At 54.2% G+C, this 18433-nt stretch carries 16 protein-coding genes; 8 read left to right on the forward strand and 8 right to left on the reverse strand.

Features of this window, described 5'->3' with window-relative positions; all coding sequences use genetic code 11:
* Window positions 1–64: 64 nt before the first annotated feature.
* Window positions 65–2245, forward strand: a complete 2181-nt coding sequence (locus DFO52_RS01100; RefSeq protein WP_029740550.1) for a type I secretion system permease/ATPase — start codon at window positions 65–67, stop codon at window positions 2243–2245.
* Window positions 2242–3417, forward strand: a complete 1176-nt coding sequence (locus DFO52_RS01105) for an HlyD family type I secretion periplasmic adaptor subunit (protein ID WP_048978818.1) — start codon at window positions 2242–2244, stop codon at window positions 3415–3417. The genes DFO52_RS01100 and DFO52_RS01105 overlap by 4 nt, the downstream gene beginning before the upstream one ends.
* Before the next feature lie 35 nt (window positions 3418–3452).
* On the opposite strand, the gene DFO52_RS01110 is transcribed toward DFO52_RS01105, so the two are convergent.
* Window positions 3453–4337, reverse strand: coding sequence for a MarR family transcriptional regulator (locus DFO52_RS01110; RefSeq protein WP_121931470.1), 885 nt, complete (start codon window positions 4335–4337; stop codon window positions 3453–3455).
* 275 nt (window positions 4338–4612) lie between these two features.
* On the opposite strand from DFO52_RS01110, the gene DFO52_RS01115 reads away from it, so the two are divergent.
* Window positions 4613–6076: an EAL domain-containing protein gene (locus tag DFO52_RS01115; RefSeq protein ID WP_133548889.1), complete on the forward strand. Its 1464-nt coding sequence runs from the start codon at window positions 4613–4615 to the stop codon at window positions 6074–6076.
* Between the two features lie 29 nt (window positions 6077–6105).
* Here the strand turns inward: DFO52_RS01115 and DFO52_RS01120 are convergent, their stop codons facing one another.
* The 3 genes from DFO52_RS01120 to DFO52_RS01130 all read right to left on the reverse strand — a co-directional run bounded on the left by DFO52_RS01120 (window position 6106) and on the right by DFO52_RS01130 (window position 7767).
* Window positions 6106–6378 (reverse strand): CsbD family protein, encoded by a 273-nt coding sequence (locus tag DFO52_RS01120; RefSeq protein ID WP_023311651.1) that lies wholly within the window; start codon window positions 6376–6378, stop codon window positions 6106–6108.
* Window positions 6379–6497: 119 nt separating this feature from the next.
* The gene (locus DFO52_RS01125) at window positions 6498–7166 is read right to left on the reverse strand and encodes an epoxyqueuosine reductase QueH (RefSeq protein WP_023335645.1); all 669 of its coding nucleotides are present in this window, start codon (window positions 7164–7166) and stop codon (window positions 6498–6500) included.
* A 124-nt stretch (window positions 7167–7290) separates the two neighbouring features.
* Window positions 7291–7767, reverse strand: a complete 477-nt coding sequence (locus tag DFO52_RS01130; protein ID WP_029740546.1) for a GNAT family N-acetyltransferase — start codon at window positions 7765–7767, stop codon at window positions 7291–7293.
* An 89-nt stretch (window positions 7768–7856) separates the two neighbouring features.
* Here DFO52_RS01130 and DFO52_RS01135 point away from each other — a divergent pair, with 89 nt between their 5' ends.
* Together DFO52_RS01135 and DFO52_RS01140 are read left to right on the forward strand one after the other, a co-directional pair.
* On the forward strand, window positions 7857–8819 hold the full coding sequence (locus tag DFO52_RS01135; RefSeq protein WP_133548891.1) for a LysR family transcriptional regulator: 963 nt from the start codon (window positions 7857–7859) through the stop codon (window positions 8817–8819).
* Between the two features lie 139 nt (window positions 8820–8958).
* Window positions 8959–9852 carry a LysR family transcriptional regulator gene (locus DFO52_RS01140; RefSeq protein ID WP_133548893.1) on the forward strand — a complete coding sequence of 298 codons (894 nt, stop codon included), beginning with the start codon at window positions 8959–8961 and terminating at the stop codon, window positions 9850–9852.
* Window positions 9853–9857: 5 nt separating this feature from the next.
* Here the strand turns inward: DFO52_RS01140 and DFO52_RS01145 are convergent, their stop codons facing one another.
* Together DFO52_RS01145 and DFO52_RS01150 are read right to left on the reverse strand one after the other, a co-directional pair.
* Window positions 9858–10448 (reverse strand): LysE family translocator, encoded by a 591-nt coding sequence (locus DFO52_RS01145; RefSeq protein WP_133548895.1) that lies wholly within the window; start codon window positions 10446–10448, stop codon window positions 9858–9860.
* Window positions 10449–10693: 245 nt separating this feature from the next.
* Window positions 10694–11236 (reverse strand): YbjP/YqhG family protein, encoded by a 543-nt coding sequence (locus DFO52_RS01150; protein WP_243737931.1) that lies wholly within the window; start codon window positions 11234–11236, stop codon window positions 10694–10696.
* Window positions 11237–11469: 233 nt separating this feature from the next.
* On the opposite strand from DFO52_RS01150, the gene DFO52_RS01155 reads away from it, so the two are divergent.
* The 3 genes from DFO52_RS01155 (at window position 11470) to DFO52_RS01165 (ending at window position 14747) form a co-directional block, all read left to right on the forward strand.
* Window positions 11470–11745, forward strand: a complete 276-nt coding sequence (locus DFO52_RS01155; protein ID WP_003857256.1) for a metal/formaldehyde-sensitive transcriptional repressor — start codon at window positions 11470–11472, stop codon at window positions 11743–11745.
* 31 nt (window positions 11746–11776) lie between these two features.
* The gene (locus tag DFO52_RS01160; protein ID WP_133549826.1) at window positions 11777–12895 is read left to right on the forward strand and encodes an S-(hydroxymethyl)glutathione dehydrogenase/class III alcohol dehydrogenase; all 1119 of its coding nucleotides are present in this window, start codon (window positions 11777–11779) and stop codon (window positions 12893–12895) included.
* Window positions 12896–13055: 160 nt separating this feature from the next.
* Entirely contained in the window at window positions 13056–14747 is a 1692-nt protein-coding gene (locus DFO52_RS01165; RefSeq protein WP_133548897.1) for a methyl-accepting chemotaxis protein, read from the forward strand.
* A 116-nt stretch (window positions 14748–14863) separates the two neighbouring features.
* Here DFO52_RS01165 and DFO52_RS01170 read toward each other — a convergent pair whose 3' ends face one another.
* Together DFO52_RS01170 and DFO52_RS01175 are read right to left on the reverse strand one after the other, a co-directional pair.
* Complete coding sequence (locus tag DFO52_RS01170; RefSeq protein WP_133548898.1) at window positions 14864–17245, reverse strand: glucose/quinate/shikimate family membrane-bound PQQ-dependent dehydrogenase; 2382 nt, start codon at window positions 17243–17245, stop codon at window positions 14864–14866.
* A gap of 258 nt (window positions 17246–17503) precedes the next feature.
* Window positions 17504–18427, reverse strand: a complete 924-nt coding sequence (locus tag DFO52_RS01175; protein ID WP_038417503.1) for a LysR substrate-binding domain-containing protein — start codon at window positions 18425–18427, stop codon at window positions 17504–17506.
* Window positions 18428–18433 lie beyond the last annotated feature (6 nt).

An 18433-nucleotide genomic window follows, 5' to 3' on the forward strand; every position in this document is an offset into this window, starting at 1 on the left:
TTTAATCATTCCGTAAAGGTATCATTTCAGTGCGAAATTACCGCTCTGGACAGGACGTAGCATTATGAAGACACATCCACAGTACGAACCCTGGCTGCAGGGCATGCTTATCATCGCTAAACACTACCGGCTGGATTTCTCAGCGGAGCATGTTCGGGTCACGATTAACCACGAAAGCCAGTCTCCGCGCCAGCTGGTGCTGGAAGAGATGGCGCGCCAGCTTGGGCTGGGGATGCGTATGGTGGCGGCTGAAGCGGTATCCCTCGATCCGTGGCGCCTGCCGCTGCTGGCGGAATTCACCGGCGGACAAATCGCGGTCATTAACCGCATGGACAGCGAAGGCAACGTCAGCCTACAGTTTAGCGGCGACGGCGGCCTGGAGACCACGCTGACGCGTGACGAACTCGGGGCGCGGTTAAAAGGGCTGATGGTGTTGCGCCCGCTCGAATCCACGCCGGATGCCCGCGTGGACGACTACATCAAACCCTATGAGAAAAACTGGTTCTGGCAGCTGGCGCTGAAGGACTGGCGACGCTACAGCGATATTATGCTGGTGGCGCTGGTGGCCAACGTGCTGGCGCTCTCCGGCATGGTCTTCTCCATGCAGGTGTACGACAGGGTAGTACCGTCGCAGTCGGAAGCCACTCTGTGGGTCCTGTTTGGCGGCGTGATGATCGCTATCGTGTTCGAATTCATCATGCGCATGCTGCGCGTGCATATTTCTGACGTGGTGGGGAAGCGCGCCGACCTGCGTATCTCTGAACGCGTGTTTGCCCACGCGCTGCGGATTAAAAACGGCGCGCGATCCAAATCCACCGGATCCTTTATCGCCCAGATCCGCGAGCTGGAGTCGGTGCGCGAGCTGATCACCTCGACCACCATTGCGGCGATTTCCGATCTGCCGTTCTTCCTGCTGTTCGTCTTTATTCTGTGGATGATTGGCGGCCCGCTGGTGCTGGTGGTCCTGCTCGCCGTGCCGCTGCTGCTCATCCCCGGCCTGCTGGTGCAGCGCCCGCTGGGGAAACTCTCCAGCGAAGGGATGCGTGAATCCGCCATCCGTAACGCCACCCTGGTGGAAGCGGTGCAGGGCATTGAAGACATCAAGCTGATGCGCGCCGAGCAGCGTTTCCAGAACCAGTGGAATAATACCAACGACGTTGCCGCCAGCGTCGGCATGAAGCAGCGCTGGCTGACGGGGTTACTGCTGACATGGACTCAGGAGGTGCAGTCCATCGTCTACGCGGTGGTACTGCTGGTGGGCTGTTACCTGGTCATCAGCGGCGACATGACTACCGGTGCGCTGGTGGGAACCTCGATTCTGGCGTCGCGCACCATCGCGCCGCTGTCGCAGATCTCAGGCGTGCTTTCGCGCTGGCAGTCGGCAAAAGTGGCCCGCAAGGGGCTGGACGACCTGATGCAGCGCCCGATTGACGATCCGCAGCACGGCAAGAAGGTGCACAAAGCCCACCTGCGCGGCGACTATGCGCTTGAGGACGTCGGGTTTTATTACGACGAGGAAGAAAAACTCACCGTGCTCAACATCAGCAAGCTGCAGATCCGCGCCGGAGAGCGCGTGGCGGTGCTCGGGCGCAATGGCTCCGGTAAAAGCACGCTGTTACAGCTTCTGGCGGGCATGCAGGAGCCGCAGCAGGGCAGCATCCTGCTCGACGATATTGCCCTCAATCATCTGGACCCGGCCGACGTGCGCCGCGACATGCAGCTGCTCAGCCAGCAGGCCCGGCTGTTCTTTGGCTCCGTGCGGGACAACATCCTGATGGGGAACCCGTTAGCCACCGATGATGAGATTCATCAGGCGCTGGTTAACAGCGGCGCGCTGGAGTTTGTGCGCAAGCAGAAAATGGGGCTGAACTACATCATCAACGAGGGCGGGGCTGGCCTCTCAGGCGGCCAGCGTCAGGCGCTGCTGCTGGCGCGCGCGCTGATCACTTCCCCGAATATCCTGCTGCTGGATGAGCCTACCGCCTGGCTGGACGAAATGAGTGAGAAGCAGTTTATTCAGCATCTTCACAAATGGCTGGGTAAACGCCGGACGCTGGTCGTGGCGACGCATCGCCTGCCGATTCTGGACCTGGTCGACCGCATCATCGTGCTGGAAAACGGTAAGGTGGTGATGGACGGCCCGCGCGATGCGATCCTGCATCAGCACGGCATGGCGCCGCAGAAAGCCGCGCAGCGTACGGTGACCATGAAGCCGGCGGCGGTTGCAGAGGAGGGCGCGGCATGAATGATTTCTCTCGTTTCAATAGCCGACTGAAGGAGCCGCGCCTGCCGCGCTCGTCGCTGGTGGCATGGTCCCTGTTCGCCCTGCTGGCGGTGTTTATCGCCTGGGCAAGCCTGTTCCATCTTGATGAAGTGACGACCGGCAGCGGCAAGGTGATACCGTCTTCGCATGAGCAGGTCATCCAGTCCCTGGAAGGCGGCATCATCCACAGCCTGATGGTGCGCGAAGGCGACATCGTGGAACGCGGGCAGCAGCTCGCGCAGCTTGACCGGACAAAAACCGAGTCGAGCGTGCTGGAGAGCGAGTCTCGCCTGAATGCGGCGCTGGCAACCGCTGCGCGCCTCAAGGCCGAGGTGAACGACACGGAGCTCGCGTTTCCGGACGAGCTGGATGACGACGTTGAGCTGGTCAAACAGGAAACGGCGCTCTACCAGTCCCGCCGTGAAAGTCTCGAAAAAGGGCTGGCCGGGTTGCGTCAGGGTGCCGAACTGGTGCAGCGCGAGCTGTCGTTAACTCGTCCACTGGTGACTCAGGGAGCGGCCAGCAAGGTTGAGGTGTTACGTCTTGAGCGTCAAAAAAATGAGCTTGAGAATAAAATCACCGAGATGAAAAACCAGTATTACGTTCGTGCCCGTGAGGAGCTGGCAAAAGCCAATGCGGAGATTGAAGCGCAGCGTTCGGTGATGAAAGGGCGTGAGGACTCCCTGACCCGGCTGACCTTTAATGCCCCGGTTCGCGGGATTGTGAAGGATATTGACGTCACTACCGTGGGAGGCGTTATCCCGCCGAACGGCAAGCTGATGAGCCTTGTCCCGCTTGACGATCAGATGGTGGTCGAAGCGAAAATCTCGCCGCGCGATGTGGCGTTTATCCATCCCGGCCAGAAAGCGCTGGTGAAAATTACGGCCTATGACTACTCCATTTACGGCGGGCTGGAAGGGGAAGTGACCATGATTTCGCCGGACACCCTGCAGGATGAGGTGAAAAGGGATGTCTATTACTATCGCGTTTATATTCGTACCGACAGTAACCATCTGACCAATAAGCAGGGTCAGGAATTTCCGGTCTTTCCGGGCATGATTGCCACCGTTGATATTAAAACCGGCAGCAAAACCATTCTGGATTATCTGTTGAAACCGCTGAACAAGGCGAAAGAGGCGCTGCGGGAACGATAGGGGAATGGCGTTCGGAACTCCGAACGCCTGCTGGATTATACGGTTGACGTCACGCTGTGAGCGTGGCGTCGCTCTTTAGGCACAACGTTGATGTAATGCGTAACATACGCAAAATATAAACCGGCATAATTTTCGACAAGGTCGATAAACGCCGGGTATATCGACATCCGACCATCACCACGATCTTTAAGATAACCCGCCTCTTGTGCCGATTTGATAATTCGGTTGACGTGGATGCGTGAAACAAAAAATTCTTTTGCGAGCGTGCTGGCTGAATAGTCAATGACCGCACCGTGAGCGGATTTATTTTTCATGGCCTGCAGATAGATATAAAGCATAATCATACGGCCGCCATCTTTATCGATAAATAATCCTACCTCAGGCAACACCTTTCTGAACGTTAATCCGCGAAAAAGATATTCAGCCGCGCGGCGGAAGAAGTTGTTTCTCAAAATATCATTATCCAGCAGGTTAACATTAATATTAAATGCCGGATAAAGAATGCTGACGGGCAAAAAAGCGCCGGACATATAACGCTTAAGTTCATTGAGTCCTTTTTCAGTTGGCGCGATTCTCGTTTTGCGTCGATCATCCGTGCAGCGCCAGGTCCTGATGCGCCCGGTGGTTCTCAGTATCGTAATGATCGCAATCACGCTGTTGGGGCTGGCTATTTTGTAGCGAGAACATAGCTCTTTAATCTCTGAAACTGACTCGGCCTGATTTCCAAAAATAAAACAACACATGGAGAGAATAATGTTAAATCGTGATTCCTGCAGCATTGTCTTGTAGAACAAAGGTTGTTTTTTGTAGATGGTGTCATTAATTGTGTAGTGCTCTAATATTGCCTCACCGAATCGCGGATTGTTCTTTATAACATCCCTTCGATGTAGCAAGGCCCTGGATGAGATGTGATTATCCATAGCATTTTTCTCGTATTTGAATGAGCCGATAGATGAAGTGTCCACTCTTCTTTTCGGAATTTTCATTATACCCTGAGAATAAGATGTTTGCCGGTGTTATTTGCAAAGAAAAGTATATTTAAATGACGGTGATTAACGCAAAGATGTTCCTGTGAGTTCAGCTGATAACTGTTTCTTACCCTGAGGCGGTACTGTAAAATTAATGTTTATAACAGGTGCGTTAAATTTTACGTATTCACAAATGGAAATGGCGCCTTAGTGCCCAGGAGCAGTTTATGACCCACAAAATTTCTCTCAGAAATGAGGCGTGCGATGAACATAAATTTGTCATCTCCGCCTGCGGTTTTACGTTCCAGGGATATCGTCTGATCCTTAACCAGTACGGAATACAGGCTTCGCATATTCACTTTGACGGGGATGAGGCATCCCAGCAGAATCTGGAAAATATCCTTATAAATCAGAATGCTCATGTTGTGGTGTTTCTCGGAAAAGGTATCGTCAGCCTCCTGGAGAGCCTGAAGCGACTGGCATCCGTGCTCAATGCACTTCCCGTTATTCGACGCGTTACCCTGTATGGCGACATACCGGATGGCTGGCTATATCGCACCCTGGGCAGTCTTTTAAATAATAGTTATCAATTATCTTTGATTCGCATAGCCCGCGTTTCGGATGTCGTCACTGGTTTTCAAACGCACCATCATGTTTTTAAGGATCGTTCGTATTTATTACGCGATCGCTACAAGGATAATTCTTCGCAAGACAACGTAAAGTGGTTAACAAAAAGAGAGATTGACGTTTTATTAAATTTCTACCGCGGCATGTCCGTAAAAGAAATGTGCGATGAAATGGGGCTTTCTAATAAAACGGTTTATACGCACCGTAAGGAAGGCGTGCTGAAATTACGCTTAATTAAGCGGTGGCTACACGATTCGCACAATTTCAATGCGGAAAGAAGTATCAAGCGGCGGAGTCAAAACACGGAGTTTACGGATAAGGAAACAGAGATTTTTAATGCATTATATAAAAAAGAGATCTTCCCTGCTTATCAGATCATTACCGATCGTGACAAAAAAGGCGTAGGCTTTGAGATACTGATTCGCTGGAATAAAAACGGTAAAATTGTCAAGCCGGCCAGTTTTCTCACGGGTATTTCAAACCATGAGATATGGTTGAAAATAACAGCGTTAGTCATTCATGCCGCCGTGTCCGGGATTAATAAGTATAACGGTAAATACTATTTTTCTGTGAATATTCCGCCTCGTCTGGCCTCCGGAAATGCATTGCCCGATATGGCAAAGAAAGCTATCGACATGCTGCTCAAACCTCAGTGGGCCGAAAAGCTGGTCTTTGAATTCGCAGAAGATATTGACGTGACGAAGGACAAGAGGATCCCTGAAACCATGCGGCATTTACGTAATACGGGGTGTCGATTGTTTCTGGATGACTGTTTCTCTAATCATCAAACCATGTTCCCGGTGCGGCAGGTGCATTTTGATGGACTCAAGTTGGATCGCGACATCGTTGAGCATTTTGTGGCAAACGATAATGACTATAACCTGATTAAAGCGATACAGCTTTACAGCGACATGACCGGAACGGACTGTATTGCCGAGGGGGTTGATAGTGAAGAAAAGTTTGAAAAATTAGTCGCGCTGGGCGTCAAAAACTTTCAGGGATATTATTTATCGCGGGCCGTGAAAGAGGAAGAGTTAGACCGCATGGTCAGGATTTTTAGCTAAGAAAAAATAAAGCCCCGAAGGGCCTTTTATTATTTTCGACCCAGCAGCAGGCCGAGAACAATACCGACCGCACCCGCTGCGACGAGGCCGGTGAGGGGATTATTTCTGACAGCTTCAGTGACGTCGGAGACGGCATCGCTGGCCTGTGCGGCATATTTTTTAGCCGCACCTTTTACCTGATGCTTTGGTGAATCGACGAATTCGCCAAACTGCTGCTGCGCTGAACCTGCAAGCTCGTCAAATTTATTCTTTGCTTTATCTTCAGCAAACTGGGTGTTTTTATCAGTACCGAAATCAGACATTTTTGCCTCCTTTTGTTGATAATTAAAGGATAGCCGCTCTTTGTGGATGTGGGAGACGTAAGGCTAAATTCGGTACATGTCAGGGCTGTTTTCGGATATATCTCTATACCGGGAACCCGTTATTTCTCATTGTCATCCTGACCATAATACAGTTTCCCGATGCGAATCAGCGGGCGGCCCTGAGACTTACGATGCAGGTTACTGTCCCTGAGCGAATAAACGCACCCGCAGTATTCCTGCTGGTAAAACTGCTCCCGCTTGCTGATCTCAATCATGCGAGAAGAGCCGCCCTGTTTACGCCAGTTATAGTCCCAGTAAACCATACCCGGATAGCGCGCGGCAGCACGCTGGCCGCAGTCATTTATCTGCTGCATGTTTTTCCAGCGGGAGATCCCCAACGAGCTGCTGATGACGCTGAATCCATTTTCTGCCGCATAGAGCGCCGTACGCTCGAAACGCATATCGAAGCACATGGTGCAGCGGACGCCACGCTCGGGTTCCCATTCCATGCCTTTCGCGCGCTCAAACCAGTTATCGGTGTCGTAATCGGCATCAACAAACGGCACACCGTGTTTTTCCGCAAAGCGAATATTCTCCTCCTTCCGAATGAGGTATTCCTTTTGTGGATGGATATTGGGGTTGTAGAAGAAAATCGTGTAGTCAATCCCCGACGCCTGGATAGCCTCCATCACTTCACCCGAGCAGGGGGCGCAGCAGGAGTGCAACAGCAGCTTGTCGGCACCGTCTGGCAGGGAAAGTTGTGGGCGGATAAAAGGGGCTGTCGTCATGGCGTTCTGCAATATGTTTATGAAATTTATGGAAGGGTAGCATAAATTCTGAATCTGTTGAGGCGGGATCAAGGCAGGACAGAGCGATCCCGCGGGGCGGGATCTTCTCCGGTACCACGTGTCGCTATTCAGCAAATTTCAGCAGCGCGTCGCCATCAAGACGATAGCGAACCCATTCGGACTGCGGCAGCGCGCCTATGCTCAGGTAAAAATCAATGGCGGGCTGGTTCCAGTCCAGGACGCTCCATTCAAGGCGACCGCACTGCCGTTTTACCGCGAGCTGCGCGATATGTTTCAGCAGCGCTCTTCCCGCGCCTTTACCGCGATAATCCGGAGAAACGTACAGGTCTTCCATATAAATCCCGTTGCGTCCTAGCCAGGTCGAATAGCTGGTGAAGAACACGGCATACCCGGCTATCTTGCCGTCAAACTCCGCGATCAACGCTTCGGTTTTTGTGCCTGCGTCAAAGAGCGTTTCGCGGATCTCCTCCGGCGTGGTAACCACCTCTTCCGGCGCTTTTTCATACACCGCCAGCTCGTAGATCATGGCGTATATTGCCGCCGCATCTTCGGGGCGGGCCTGACGAATGGTGATGCTCATTGTTTTTCCTGTGTTTTAGCCTGTGTTCGATTGATGGCGTTAAGCATACGGAGTATTGTCCGAAGAATTAAGTGCAATGAAATCAACAAATGATGAATATTATGCATCCAGTACTGAGGCGTCTTGATTTAAACCTGCTGCCCGTTTTCGACGCGATTTACCGCCACCGTTCCGTTCGGCTGGCCGCTGATGAGCTGGCGATGAGCACATCGGCACTGAGCCATGCGCTGTCGCGTTTGCGCATCACCCTTAATGACCCGCTATTTTTTCGGGAAGGGCATCGCATGTCCCCCAGCGTGTATGCCACTCAGCTTGCGCCTTCCATTGCTTCCGCACTGTCGTTCCTGAATCATGAGCTGACCCCGCAGCCGGAGTTTGACCCGGCCAGCAGTACCGAAAGCCTACAAATTGGGATTACGGACTTTACCGCGCTGTGCATTTTCCCGGCGCTGATGCACAAACTGCAGCTTGCGGCCCCGGGTTTGCGTTTCGAATTGCGCTATCTGCCGCACAGCCCGGCGCTGACGGAACTGCTGGCGGGCGAAGTGGATCTTGCGCTGGGGTTCAGCACTCAGGATGATATCCGGCACCCGGAGCTGGAAGAGATCGACTGGTTTGAAGATGAGTATGTGGTCATCAGCAACGCGCGCCGGACGCGTCTCACGCTGGAGGATTATCTCGCGGCCCGACACCTGGTGGTGACGCCATGGAATGAAAAGCAGGGCGTTCTGGACGTGCGGCTCGAACAGCTGGGCTATACCCGACAAATCGCGATCAAAACGCCGTCGATGCTGAGCGCGCCGTTTATCGTTGCGGAAAGCGACCTGCTGATGGCGATCCCCCGGTTTGCCGCTGAGAAGCTGGCTGCGGCAGCGGACCTGAGGATTTTTCCTTTACCGTTTTCGATACGCACGTTTGAAGTGAAAATTTACTCGCATAAACGCAGCGGCCAGCGGGGCGCGACCCGCTGGCTTAAGGAGGAGCTGCAAACGCTGGCGCAGGCGCGTCATTCCGGGCAGTCCGGCTCCCAGGAGAGGATGTCGCCGGGTTGACGCTGCAGCGCCTCGCAAAATGGGTAGGGCGCTAAAGTCCACACAGTAAAAAGAGATGCGGCCGGGGAGGAAAGTACGATATCGTAACTCTATGATTAAACGCATAGTTCGCAGGAACGCCGTCGCAACAGGACGATAAATGATTGATGACATCCGTTATCTGATAGTGTTTGCAAAGATTGCTGAGGCAGGATCCATTTCAGGTGGGGCAGAAGCGTTAGGGCTTACAACTGCAACGGCAAGCGCGCATTTATCAAAGCTGGAAAAAAATCTTGGCTGCGCATTGCTCTACAGAAACACCCGTAAACTCTCTCTGACTCACGATGGCGCCAATTTGCTGGAAACGGCCAAATCGATGCTGGCGCTTTATGAGCAGGGGGTCATTGAATTTAAGCAGCGTTCGATCTCAACGGCCAATAAGATGACTATTTCTCTTCCTGCCGTTTTTCTGAAGAGTGCGTTTACTCGCCATCTGGCCGATTTTATAAAACGTCATCCGGGCCTTTTACTGAATATCTCTTACAGCGATACGCGCAGAGATATTATTGCCGACGGTATCGATGTGGCATTTCGAATCGGCGAGCTTCCGGACAGTTCACTTAAAGCGCGCCATCTTTTTGTGCTCCCGCGCCAGGTAGTTGCTTCCCGTGATTTACTCAGCCATTACCCGACGATTACGCATCCTGATGACCTGGTGCGACTGCCATGGATTGGACTCAATATGAGGCAGAATAACCGGGAATTCCGGCATAAAAATGGGGAAGTGGCTGTCGTGACGTATACGCCCACGGTGTATGTAGATAATGTCGAAGCCGCTTATGCCCTTGCCAGACAACAAATTGGCCTTGCAGCACCTCCTCGCTATTTAAGCGAAGAGGACGTTAAGCGTGGAGAAATGCAGGAAATACTTCCAGACTGGTCATTAGAACCGCTGAAAGTCTATGCCGTATGGCCCTCTAATATGTCGACCAGCAGTATTGCCTACAAATTGATTAATGATATTTATAACGCAATTGAGTTTCACGCGTTATAACGGGTTTAAAATGCTAAAAAGAGCATGTAACACGCCGTAATAAGCAACAGTCCGCCCATCAACACGTTAAACGTACGGAGCTGCCGCGTGCTCCTGAGCAGCGTCGACACCTTTTCTCCCATCAATGCCCATGCAGAAAGCGACAGGTAACAGACTAAAAAATAGACCGTGATAAAGACGAGAGCTGTCACAGGGGTAGAGGGTTCGGAAAACATCGCTGCCCCAGAGGCGCACGCGGTCCATGCTTTTGGGTTGATCCACTGCATGACAAAACCCTGAACAAAACCGGGTGCATCCGTTTTTGTTAATGATATATCGGACCGTGACGACGCTATCTTATAGCCCAGATACATGATAAATAAAGAACCGGCAATATTAAGATACCTGAAAAATACGGGATATTTTTCGATTGCAGCGTAAAAGCCGAAACATATAAAGATAAGTAATAACGTAAACCCTAATGTTGCACCGGAGACAAATGAGAAGGTCTTTCTAAAACCGTGAACGGCACCAGACGAGATAATCACCATATTAACGGGGCCAGGAGAAAACGAAAGCGTCAGTGAAAATATAAACATTGTAAAAAGTACCAGCATTTTATCTCCGTGGGTTGGTTTATCTACAGAACAATCATTGTGATGTTTAATTCACCACTCTGTTTTCGTGTTACAGAAGGCTACCCGGGAACGCTCGTCAGAGTAAGTGGCTCTTATCTAAAGGTGTGTTTGATGTTTTGGTTTGATCGCGTAGCCGGTGTGAACAAGGGCTCGTCAATGCCGGGTAAAATATGAAAACACAAATGCCAGGACATACACCCTGGCATGGCACAAGAAAGGAGAGATTAGGGCGACGTTATACTAGCGGTATATCGTTGTGCGGCTGCAATCGCCCTGTCGTCAAAAATATACTGTTCAAAATGATGGCTCACATCGGTGACGCGATAAATTTTCCATTTACCGTCTTCATTGCGCAGATATACGTTTAACCGCTGTTTCTGCCCATTACCTGCACCCAGGTCGACGTTAACAACTTTTCCGGACGCAGAATTTATCGCGTTGCTTACGCTTAGGTCAGGGATCCACTCCGCCGCATAGTCCTGCGTATAGGTAAAATAGTCGGAACCGATAATTTCCTGCTCATAGAGAGAGGAAATTTTCTGCAATCGGAGGAGCGTGTCTTGCGCAACATAGCCACGCATTTTTGGTGAATCGAGATTATCTTCTTTACTGTCTGTGACGAAAGCCGTGAGGTAGAACATATAAAAGTCATGTGTACGTTTTTCAGGCGTATCCATTTGTGTTGAACATCCTGTTAGTAACAGGCATATCAAGAGAACGTTGTGCATCAGAGCATGTCCCGCCGCTGTATGTTTGTCCCATGCCATGTGTTAACTCCTGTTGTGTATGAAAACGTCACTAAACAACGAGAGTTTGCATCCTTTTAGGCAATAAATGTTATTGAAAAACAATATATTTCAGTTTGTTATACCTTACTGTACTTTATTTGCACGGGTGATGAGTTCCTGAAGGTGTGTTATTTCCATCACATCCCAAAATGGAAGGTTTACATCGCCGGATAACTAAAATACCATACCCCCCTATAGTATCAGGAGGGCGTATGCCGCATTCACCCGAAGATAAAAAACGTATTCTTACTCGCGTCCGCCGCATTCGGGGCCAGGTTGATGCCCTTGAGCGCGCGCTGGAGTCGGGCGATCCCTGTCTGGCCATTCTGCAGCAAATCGCCGCCGTGCGCGGGGCTGCCAATGGCCTGATGGGCGAAATGGTTGAAATTCACCTCAAAGATGAGCTGGTGACGGGGGAAACCACGCCGGATCAGCGAGCCGTACGCATGGCAGAAGTCGGCCATTTGCTGCGCTCTTATCTAAAATAAACCCACACACCTGACAAAAAGGGAAGACATGATGAAATCTCGCGCTGCAGTTGCATTTGGTCCCGGCCAGCCGCTGAAAATCGTTGAAATCGACGTGGCACCGCCGAAGAAAGGCGAAGTGCTGATCAAAATCACCCATACCGGCGTGTGCCATACCGATGCGTTTACGCTCTCCGGTGACGATCCGGAAGGCGTCTTCCCGGCGGTGCTGGGTCATGAAGGCGGCGGGATTGTCGTGGAAGTGGGCGAGGGCGTGACCAGCCTGAAGCCGGGCGATCACGTTATCCCGCTGTACACGGCGGAGTGCGGCGAGTGTAAGTTCTGTAAATCCGGTAAAACCAACCTCTGCCAGGCAGTTCGCGCCACTCAGGGGAAAGGGCTGATGCCGGACGGTACCACCCGTTTCTCCTATAACGGCGAGCCTGTTTATCACTACATGGGCACCAGCACCTTCAGCGAATACACCGTTTGCGCGGAGATCTCGCTGGCGAAGGTGAACCCGCAGGCGCCGCTGGATAAAGTCTGCCTGCTGGGCTGCGGCGTAACCACCGGCATTGGTGCGGTGCATAACACGGCAAAAGTCAAAGAGGGCGACACCGTGGCGGTGTTCGGTCTCGGCGGCATTGGTCTGGCGGTCATTCAGGGCGCGGTGCAGGCGAAAGCCGGTCGTATCATCGCGGTCGACACCAACCCGGAGAAATTCAAGCTGGCGGGTGAAATGGGCGCGACCGATTTCGTTAACCCGAAAGATCACGAAAAACCGATTCAGGACGTCATCGTTGTGCTGACCGACGGCGGCGTTGACTTCAGCTTCGAATGTATCGGCAACGTGAACGTGATGCGTTCCGCGCTCGAATGCTGCCACAAAGGCTGGGGCGAGAGCATTATCATTGGCGTGGCCGGCGCGGGCCAGGAGATTAAAACCCGACCATTCCAGCTGGTCACCGGTCGCGTGTGGCGCGGTTCCGCCTTTGGCGGCGTGAAGGGCCGTACCCAGCTTCCGGGTATGGTTGAAGATGCTATGGCCGGCAAGATTCAGCTCGACCCGTTCATCACCCACCGTTTACCGCTGGAGCAGATCAACGAAGCTTTCGATCTGATGCACGAAGGAAAATCCATCCGTACCGTCATTCATTTCGGCGACAAGTAACTCTTCTGCCAGCGGTTTTTCACCGCTGGCGTTTCTTTAATAATCTTCTCTAAAGTGTGACCAGTGCGGCGTTTTTAGCCGTAATCTAAATCCCCACCGTGCCGATGACTATTTAACACGCATGTTTTTACGCATCTTACCTACAAGAGAGTCGACGGTCATGGACAACACTACTTCGATGCAGGCGCAGCGCAAGCTGAGCTTCTTGCATCACATCAGGCTGGTTCCGCTGTTTTCCTCCATTCTCGGTGGCATTATTCTTCTGTTCGCCTTGAGCTCTGGTCTGGCGGGGTATTTCCTGCTGCAGGCCGATAACGATCAGCAGGATGTCACATCCGAAATTCAGGTGCGTATGGGGCTGTCGAACAGCTCAAACCATCTGCGAACCGCGCGTATCAATCTGATCCACGCCGGTGCGGCAAGCCGCATCGCGGAGATGGATGCGATGAAGCAGAACATCAGCGAGGCGGAAACGCGTATTAAGCAGTCCCAGGAGAGCTTTACCGCCTATATGAATCGTGCCGTGCGTACCGCTGAGGGGGCAGCGCTGGATGAGGATCTCAAGGCGCGGTACGACGCCTATATTGCGGGCATGCAGCCGATGGTGAAATTTGCCAAAAACGGCATGTTCGAAGCGATTATCAACCACGAAAACGAAACGGCGCGCCCGCTGGATGACGCATACAACGCCGTGCTGCTGAAGGCGATCAAGATCCGTACCGAGCGTGCCAATGCGCTGACGGCGCAGGCGCACAGCCGCACGCAGCTGGGCCTGATGTTTATGGTGGGCGCGTTTGCGCTGGCGCTGGTGCTGACGGCGATGACCTTTGTCGTGCTCCGCCGCACGGTCATTAATCCGCTGCAGCGTGCAGCGAAACGTATCGAGAATATCGCCAAAGGCGACCTGACGATGCCGGACGACGTGGCCGGGCGCAGCGAAATTGGCCGCCTGACGCGCGATCTGCAAACCATGCAGCACTCGCTTGAAAACACCGTGGGCACCGTACGTCAGGGGGCGGAGGAGATCTACCGCGGCACGAGCGAGATTTCTGCCGGTAACACCGATCTCTCCTCGCGCACCGAGCAGCAGGCCGCCGCCATTGAGCAGACCGCTGCAAGCATGGAACAGCTTACCGCGACGGTGAAGCAGAACGCCGATAACGCCCATCATGCCAGCAAGCTGGCGGAAGATGCCTCCGGGAAAGCCAGCCGCGGCGGCCAGATGGTCTCCGGCGTGGTCAAAACCATGGGCAATATCTCCACCAGTTCGAAAAAAATCTCTGAGATCACCGCCGTCATCAACAGCATTGCGTTCCAGACCAATATCCTGGCGCTTAACGCGGCGGTAGAAGCGGCGCGTGCGGGCGAGCAGGGGCGCGGGTTTGCCGTGGTGGCAAGCGAAGTCCGAACCCTTGCAAGCCGCAGTGCGAATGCCGCAAAAGAGATCGAAAGCCTGATTAACGAATCGGTCTCGCTGATCGACCAGGGCTCCGGTGAGGTGGTCGCCGCCGGTAATACCATGAATGAAATCGTCGAGGCGGTTAAGCGCGTGACCGACATCATGCTGGAGATTGCCGCCGCGTCCGATGAGCAGAGCCGCGGTATCGTGCAGGTGAGCCAGGCGATTTCAGAGATGGATAAAGTAACTCAGCAGAACGCCTCGCTGGTGGAAGAAGCCTCTGCGGCCGCCGCGTCTCTGGAAGAACAGGGCGCGCGTCTGACCGAGGCGGTCGGGGCGTTTCGTCTGAGCGGTGCAAAGTCGGGCCGCGCGGTGATGTCTGCGCCAGTGGCGAAGAACGCACCGTTGCGCCCGGCGGCGACGGTTTCCGGGGATAACTGGGAGACGTTCTGAGTGGCGTGTTTTGTCGGGTGGCGGCTTCGCTAACCCGACCTACGTATATCCGTAGGCCCGCGTAAGCGAAGCGCCACCGTGCAAAAAAAGGGACCTTTCGGTCCCTTTTTCACATCTTATTGCTTATCGGGTAATGCGTACGCGATAACGTAATCACCGCGATCCGGCGACTGGCGAGCGCCCCCGGCGTTGATGATGATGTACTGCTTACCGGTTTTCGGCGACACGTAGGTCATCGGGCCGGACTGGCTGCCGACAGGCAGACGGTCTTTCCAGATCTCTTTCCCGGTGGCGGTATCAAACGCGCGCAGGTAGAAATCCTGCGTGCCGGCGAAGAACAGCAGGCCGGACTGGGTAGAGAGCGATGCGCCCAGCGTCGGCATGCCGATTGGGATTGGCATGTGCATGCGAATGCCCAGCGGCCCGGTATCTTCCACCGTGCCGACAGGCACCTGCCACACCAGCTTGCCGGTTTTCAGGTCAACGGCCGACATGGTGCCAAACGGCGGCTTCTGGCACGGAATGCCCAGCGGTGACAGGAAGCGTTCGCGCATCGCGCCGAACGGCGTACCGTCCATCGGTACGATGCCCATCTCGATGCCGCTGGCGTTTTTCGCCACGTTAGCGCGCGGCACCATGTAGTTTGCCAGGCCCAGGCGCATATCGTTGACGAACATCAGGCTGTTGTTCGGGTCAACGGAGACGCTGCCCCAGTTCATCCCGCCGAGAGAGCCGGGGAACTGCAGGGAACGGTCGAGACCCGGCGGGGTGAAGACGCCCTGATGACGCATCTCTTTAAACTGAATACGGCACAGCAGCAGGTCGACAGGCGTCGCCCCCCACATGTCGGATTCGGTCAGCGTCTGGTTGCCAATCATCGGCATGCCCACGGAATACGGCTGGGTCGGAGAGTAGCGTTCACCTTCAACGTTACCCGCCGGGACAGGACGTTCTTCTACCTTCGCCACCGGCTTGCCGGTTTCGCGGTTAAGCATGAAGATCATGCCCTGCTTGCTGGTCTGCACCAGCACAGGCGTGGTGCCGCCTTTACCGTCTGGCAGATCGTACAGCAGCGGCTGGGAAGGCAGGTCAAAGTCCCACAGGTCGTGATGTGTCGTCTGGAAATGCCAGCGCACCTGACCGGTGGTCGCGTCCACGGCGACGATGGAGGAACTGTACTTATCGTCCAGCGCGGTACGTTCGCCCGCCCAGAAGTCCGGGGTGGCGTTGCCGGTTGGCAGGTAGATCAGGTTCAGCTTAGCGTCGTAAGACATTGCTGACCATACGTTCGGCGTGCCGCGCGTGTAGGTCTGGCCTTCCGGCGGCAGGCCGGTCAGGTTCGGATTACCCGGATCCCACGCCCACGCCAGCTTACCGGTGTGAACGTCGTAGGCGCGAACTACGCCCGGCGGTTCGCCGGTGGAGAAGTTATCCGCGACGCGACCGCCGACGACAACAACATTGCCTGCGACCAGCGGCGTGGAGGTCTGCTGATAATACCCGGGCTTGATTTCGCCCATGCCGATGCTCAGATCTACGGTGCCATGGTCGCCGAAGTCTTCGCAGACCTTGCCGGTATCCGCGTTGATGGCAATCAGGCGGGCATCGGTGGTCGGCAGGAACAGGCGGCGTGGGCATGCCGCAGGCTTTGTTTCCGTCTGTGACGTTGTCACGCTTGAATGGTCTTCAAAATAGCCCAGACCGCGGCAGCGCTGCCAGTTAGGCGCTGTGGCTTTGGAATCGTAGCGCCATTTTTCTTTGCCGGAATCCACGTCCAGCGCCAGCACTTTACTGTATGGAGTACAGACGTACAGCGTGTCGCCAACCTGTAAGGGGGTATTCTGATCTTCCGCGCCGGAGCCGTTGCTCTGCGGAATATCGCCGGTGTGCGCAACCCAGGCGACTTTTAGATCGCGGACGTTTTGCTTGTTAATCTGATCCAGCGCGGCGAAACGGTCGCCGTGGGTGGTATTGCCCCAGTGCTCCCAGTTCTTTTGCTGCTCGCCTGGGGCGACGGGTTTCACCGGAACGGGCTCGTTCGCTGCCACGAGGGTCTGCGGCTTAAACATCCAGCCCAGGCTGACCAGCATCGCCACCGCGAGCACGGCCGCGACGCCAAAAGCGGGCGCCTTGTTCGCAACGCTGTGGTTTGCCGCGCGCAGGAAAGGCCAGACGATGGCGCAGAGGAAGGCCAGTACGGCAAAGGTAAACAGGCGAGAGAAAAGCGGCCAGAAATCCCAGCCCGCATCGCTTACCGCCCAGAACAGCGAGGCAATAAAGGCGATGCCGTAAAGCACGATCCCGCTGCTGCGATTGAGGAAAATCAGGATCGCGGCAATCACCATCACCACGCCCATTATCAGGAAGAATCCACTTCCGCCTACGGTGACGAGCTTAAAGCCCAGCCCGCCGACTGCCAGACCGATGAGCAACATCAGTCCGGCAAGAAGCCACTGCAGGATACGCGGTATCCCACGTGGCGCGCTGCCAAATGCCATTTCTGTCTCCTTAAGATCCCCCCGTCGAGCTGGGTGTGTACCAGTTGGGTAATAAATGCGGAGGGAAGAATGATTAATACGGGTGAATTCGGAGTTACAAAATGATTTACGAACCATTTGGTGAATTCGACGCTATGATAAAACTGTTAAATTGTTTTACGCAATTGTTAATGGATTATTCCGCATTATTTGATTAACGCATGGGCTAGTCCCCTCGCCCCTAAGGGGAGAGGGTTAGGGTGAGGGGTGAAAAAGGTTTTATACCGGCATTGATTTACGGATAGCGCTCAGCAGCGTCTGTGCGCCCGTTGATAGCGGCGTGTCTACGCGGGTCAAAATGCCGATAGGTTCACCGGGGCCGGGGGAAGTAATCGGCAGGGCGATCAGCGTTCCCTGACGTAAATCATCTTTCACCGCGCCGGAGGGCACGAACCAGACGTAGTCATAATCCAGCGTAAGCTGGCGCGAAAGCGAGGCCGACAGCGTTTCGATACATCCTGAGGGCAGCGTACACCCCTGCATTTGCAGCAAGGTTTCGGCGGTCTGGCGGGGAACGGTCCCTTTTGGGCAAACCACTACCGGCCACTCCATCACGCGGCTAAGCGTCACCGTGTCCTGCAGCAGGGGGTGATTGGGACGAACCACCAGCTTCAGGGACTCCAGGAACAGCAGTTCGTAATTGAGACCGCCCATCAGCTCAGGGTCGGACATGCGACCGATTCCGAGATCCAGTTCACCCGATTTCAGCCCCGCGAGCAGCATGGTGTTATTCATGGTGGCGACCTGAATCGTGGTATGCCGCTGCTGCTTGTGGAACTGGCCGATAACCGGCGGAAGAATACCCAGCGCCGCGGTAGGCAAAGCACCCACGCGCACCACCTCACTGGTTTGCTCTTCTTTTCGATGCAGGGACTGGCCTGCGGTATTGAGCGCATCCAGCACTTTAACGGCGTGCGTGAGGAACTGTTCGCCCACGATGGTAAGCTGCGCCCCCAGCCGCCCGCGGTCAAAAAGACGGGCACCGGTCAGCTGTTCCAGCTCGTTGAGGGTTTTCGAGAGCGCAGGCTGGCTCAGGTTAAGGGTTTCAGCCGCACGCCCCAGCGTTCCCTGTTGAGCGACGGCCACAAATGTATGCAAATGGCGCAAGCGTATGCGCTGACTGAACAGACCATTTTTTTCCATAGGCGA

This window comes from Enterobacter sp. AG326, from assembly GCF_004362415.1.
Taxonomy (GTDB): domain Bacteria; phylum Pseudomonadota; class Gammaproteobacteria; order Enterobacterales; family Enterobacteriaceae; genus Enterobacter; species Enterobacter asburiae.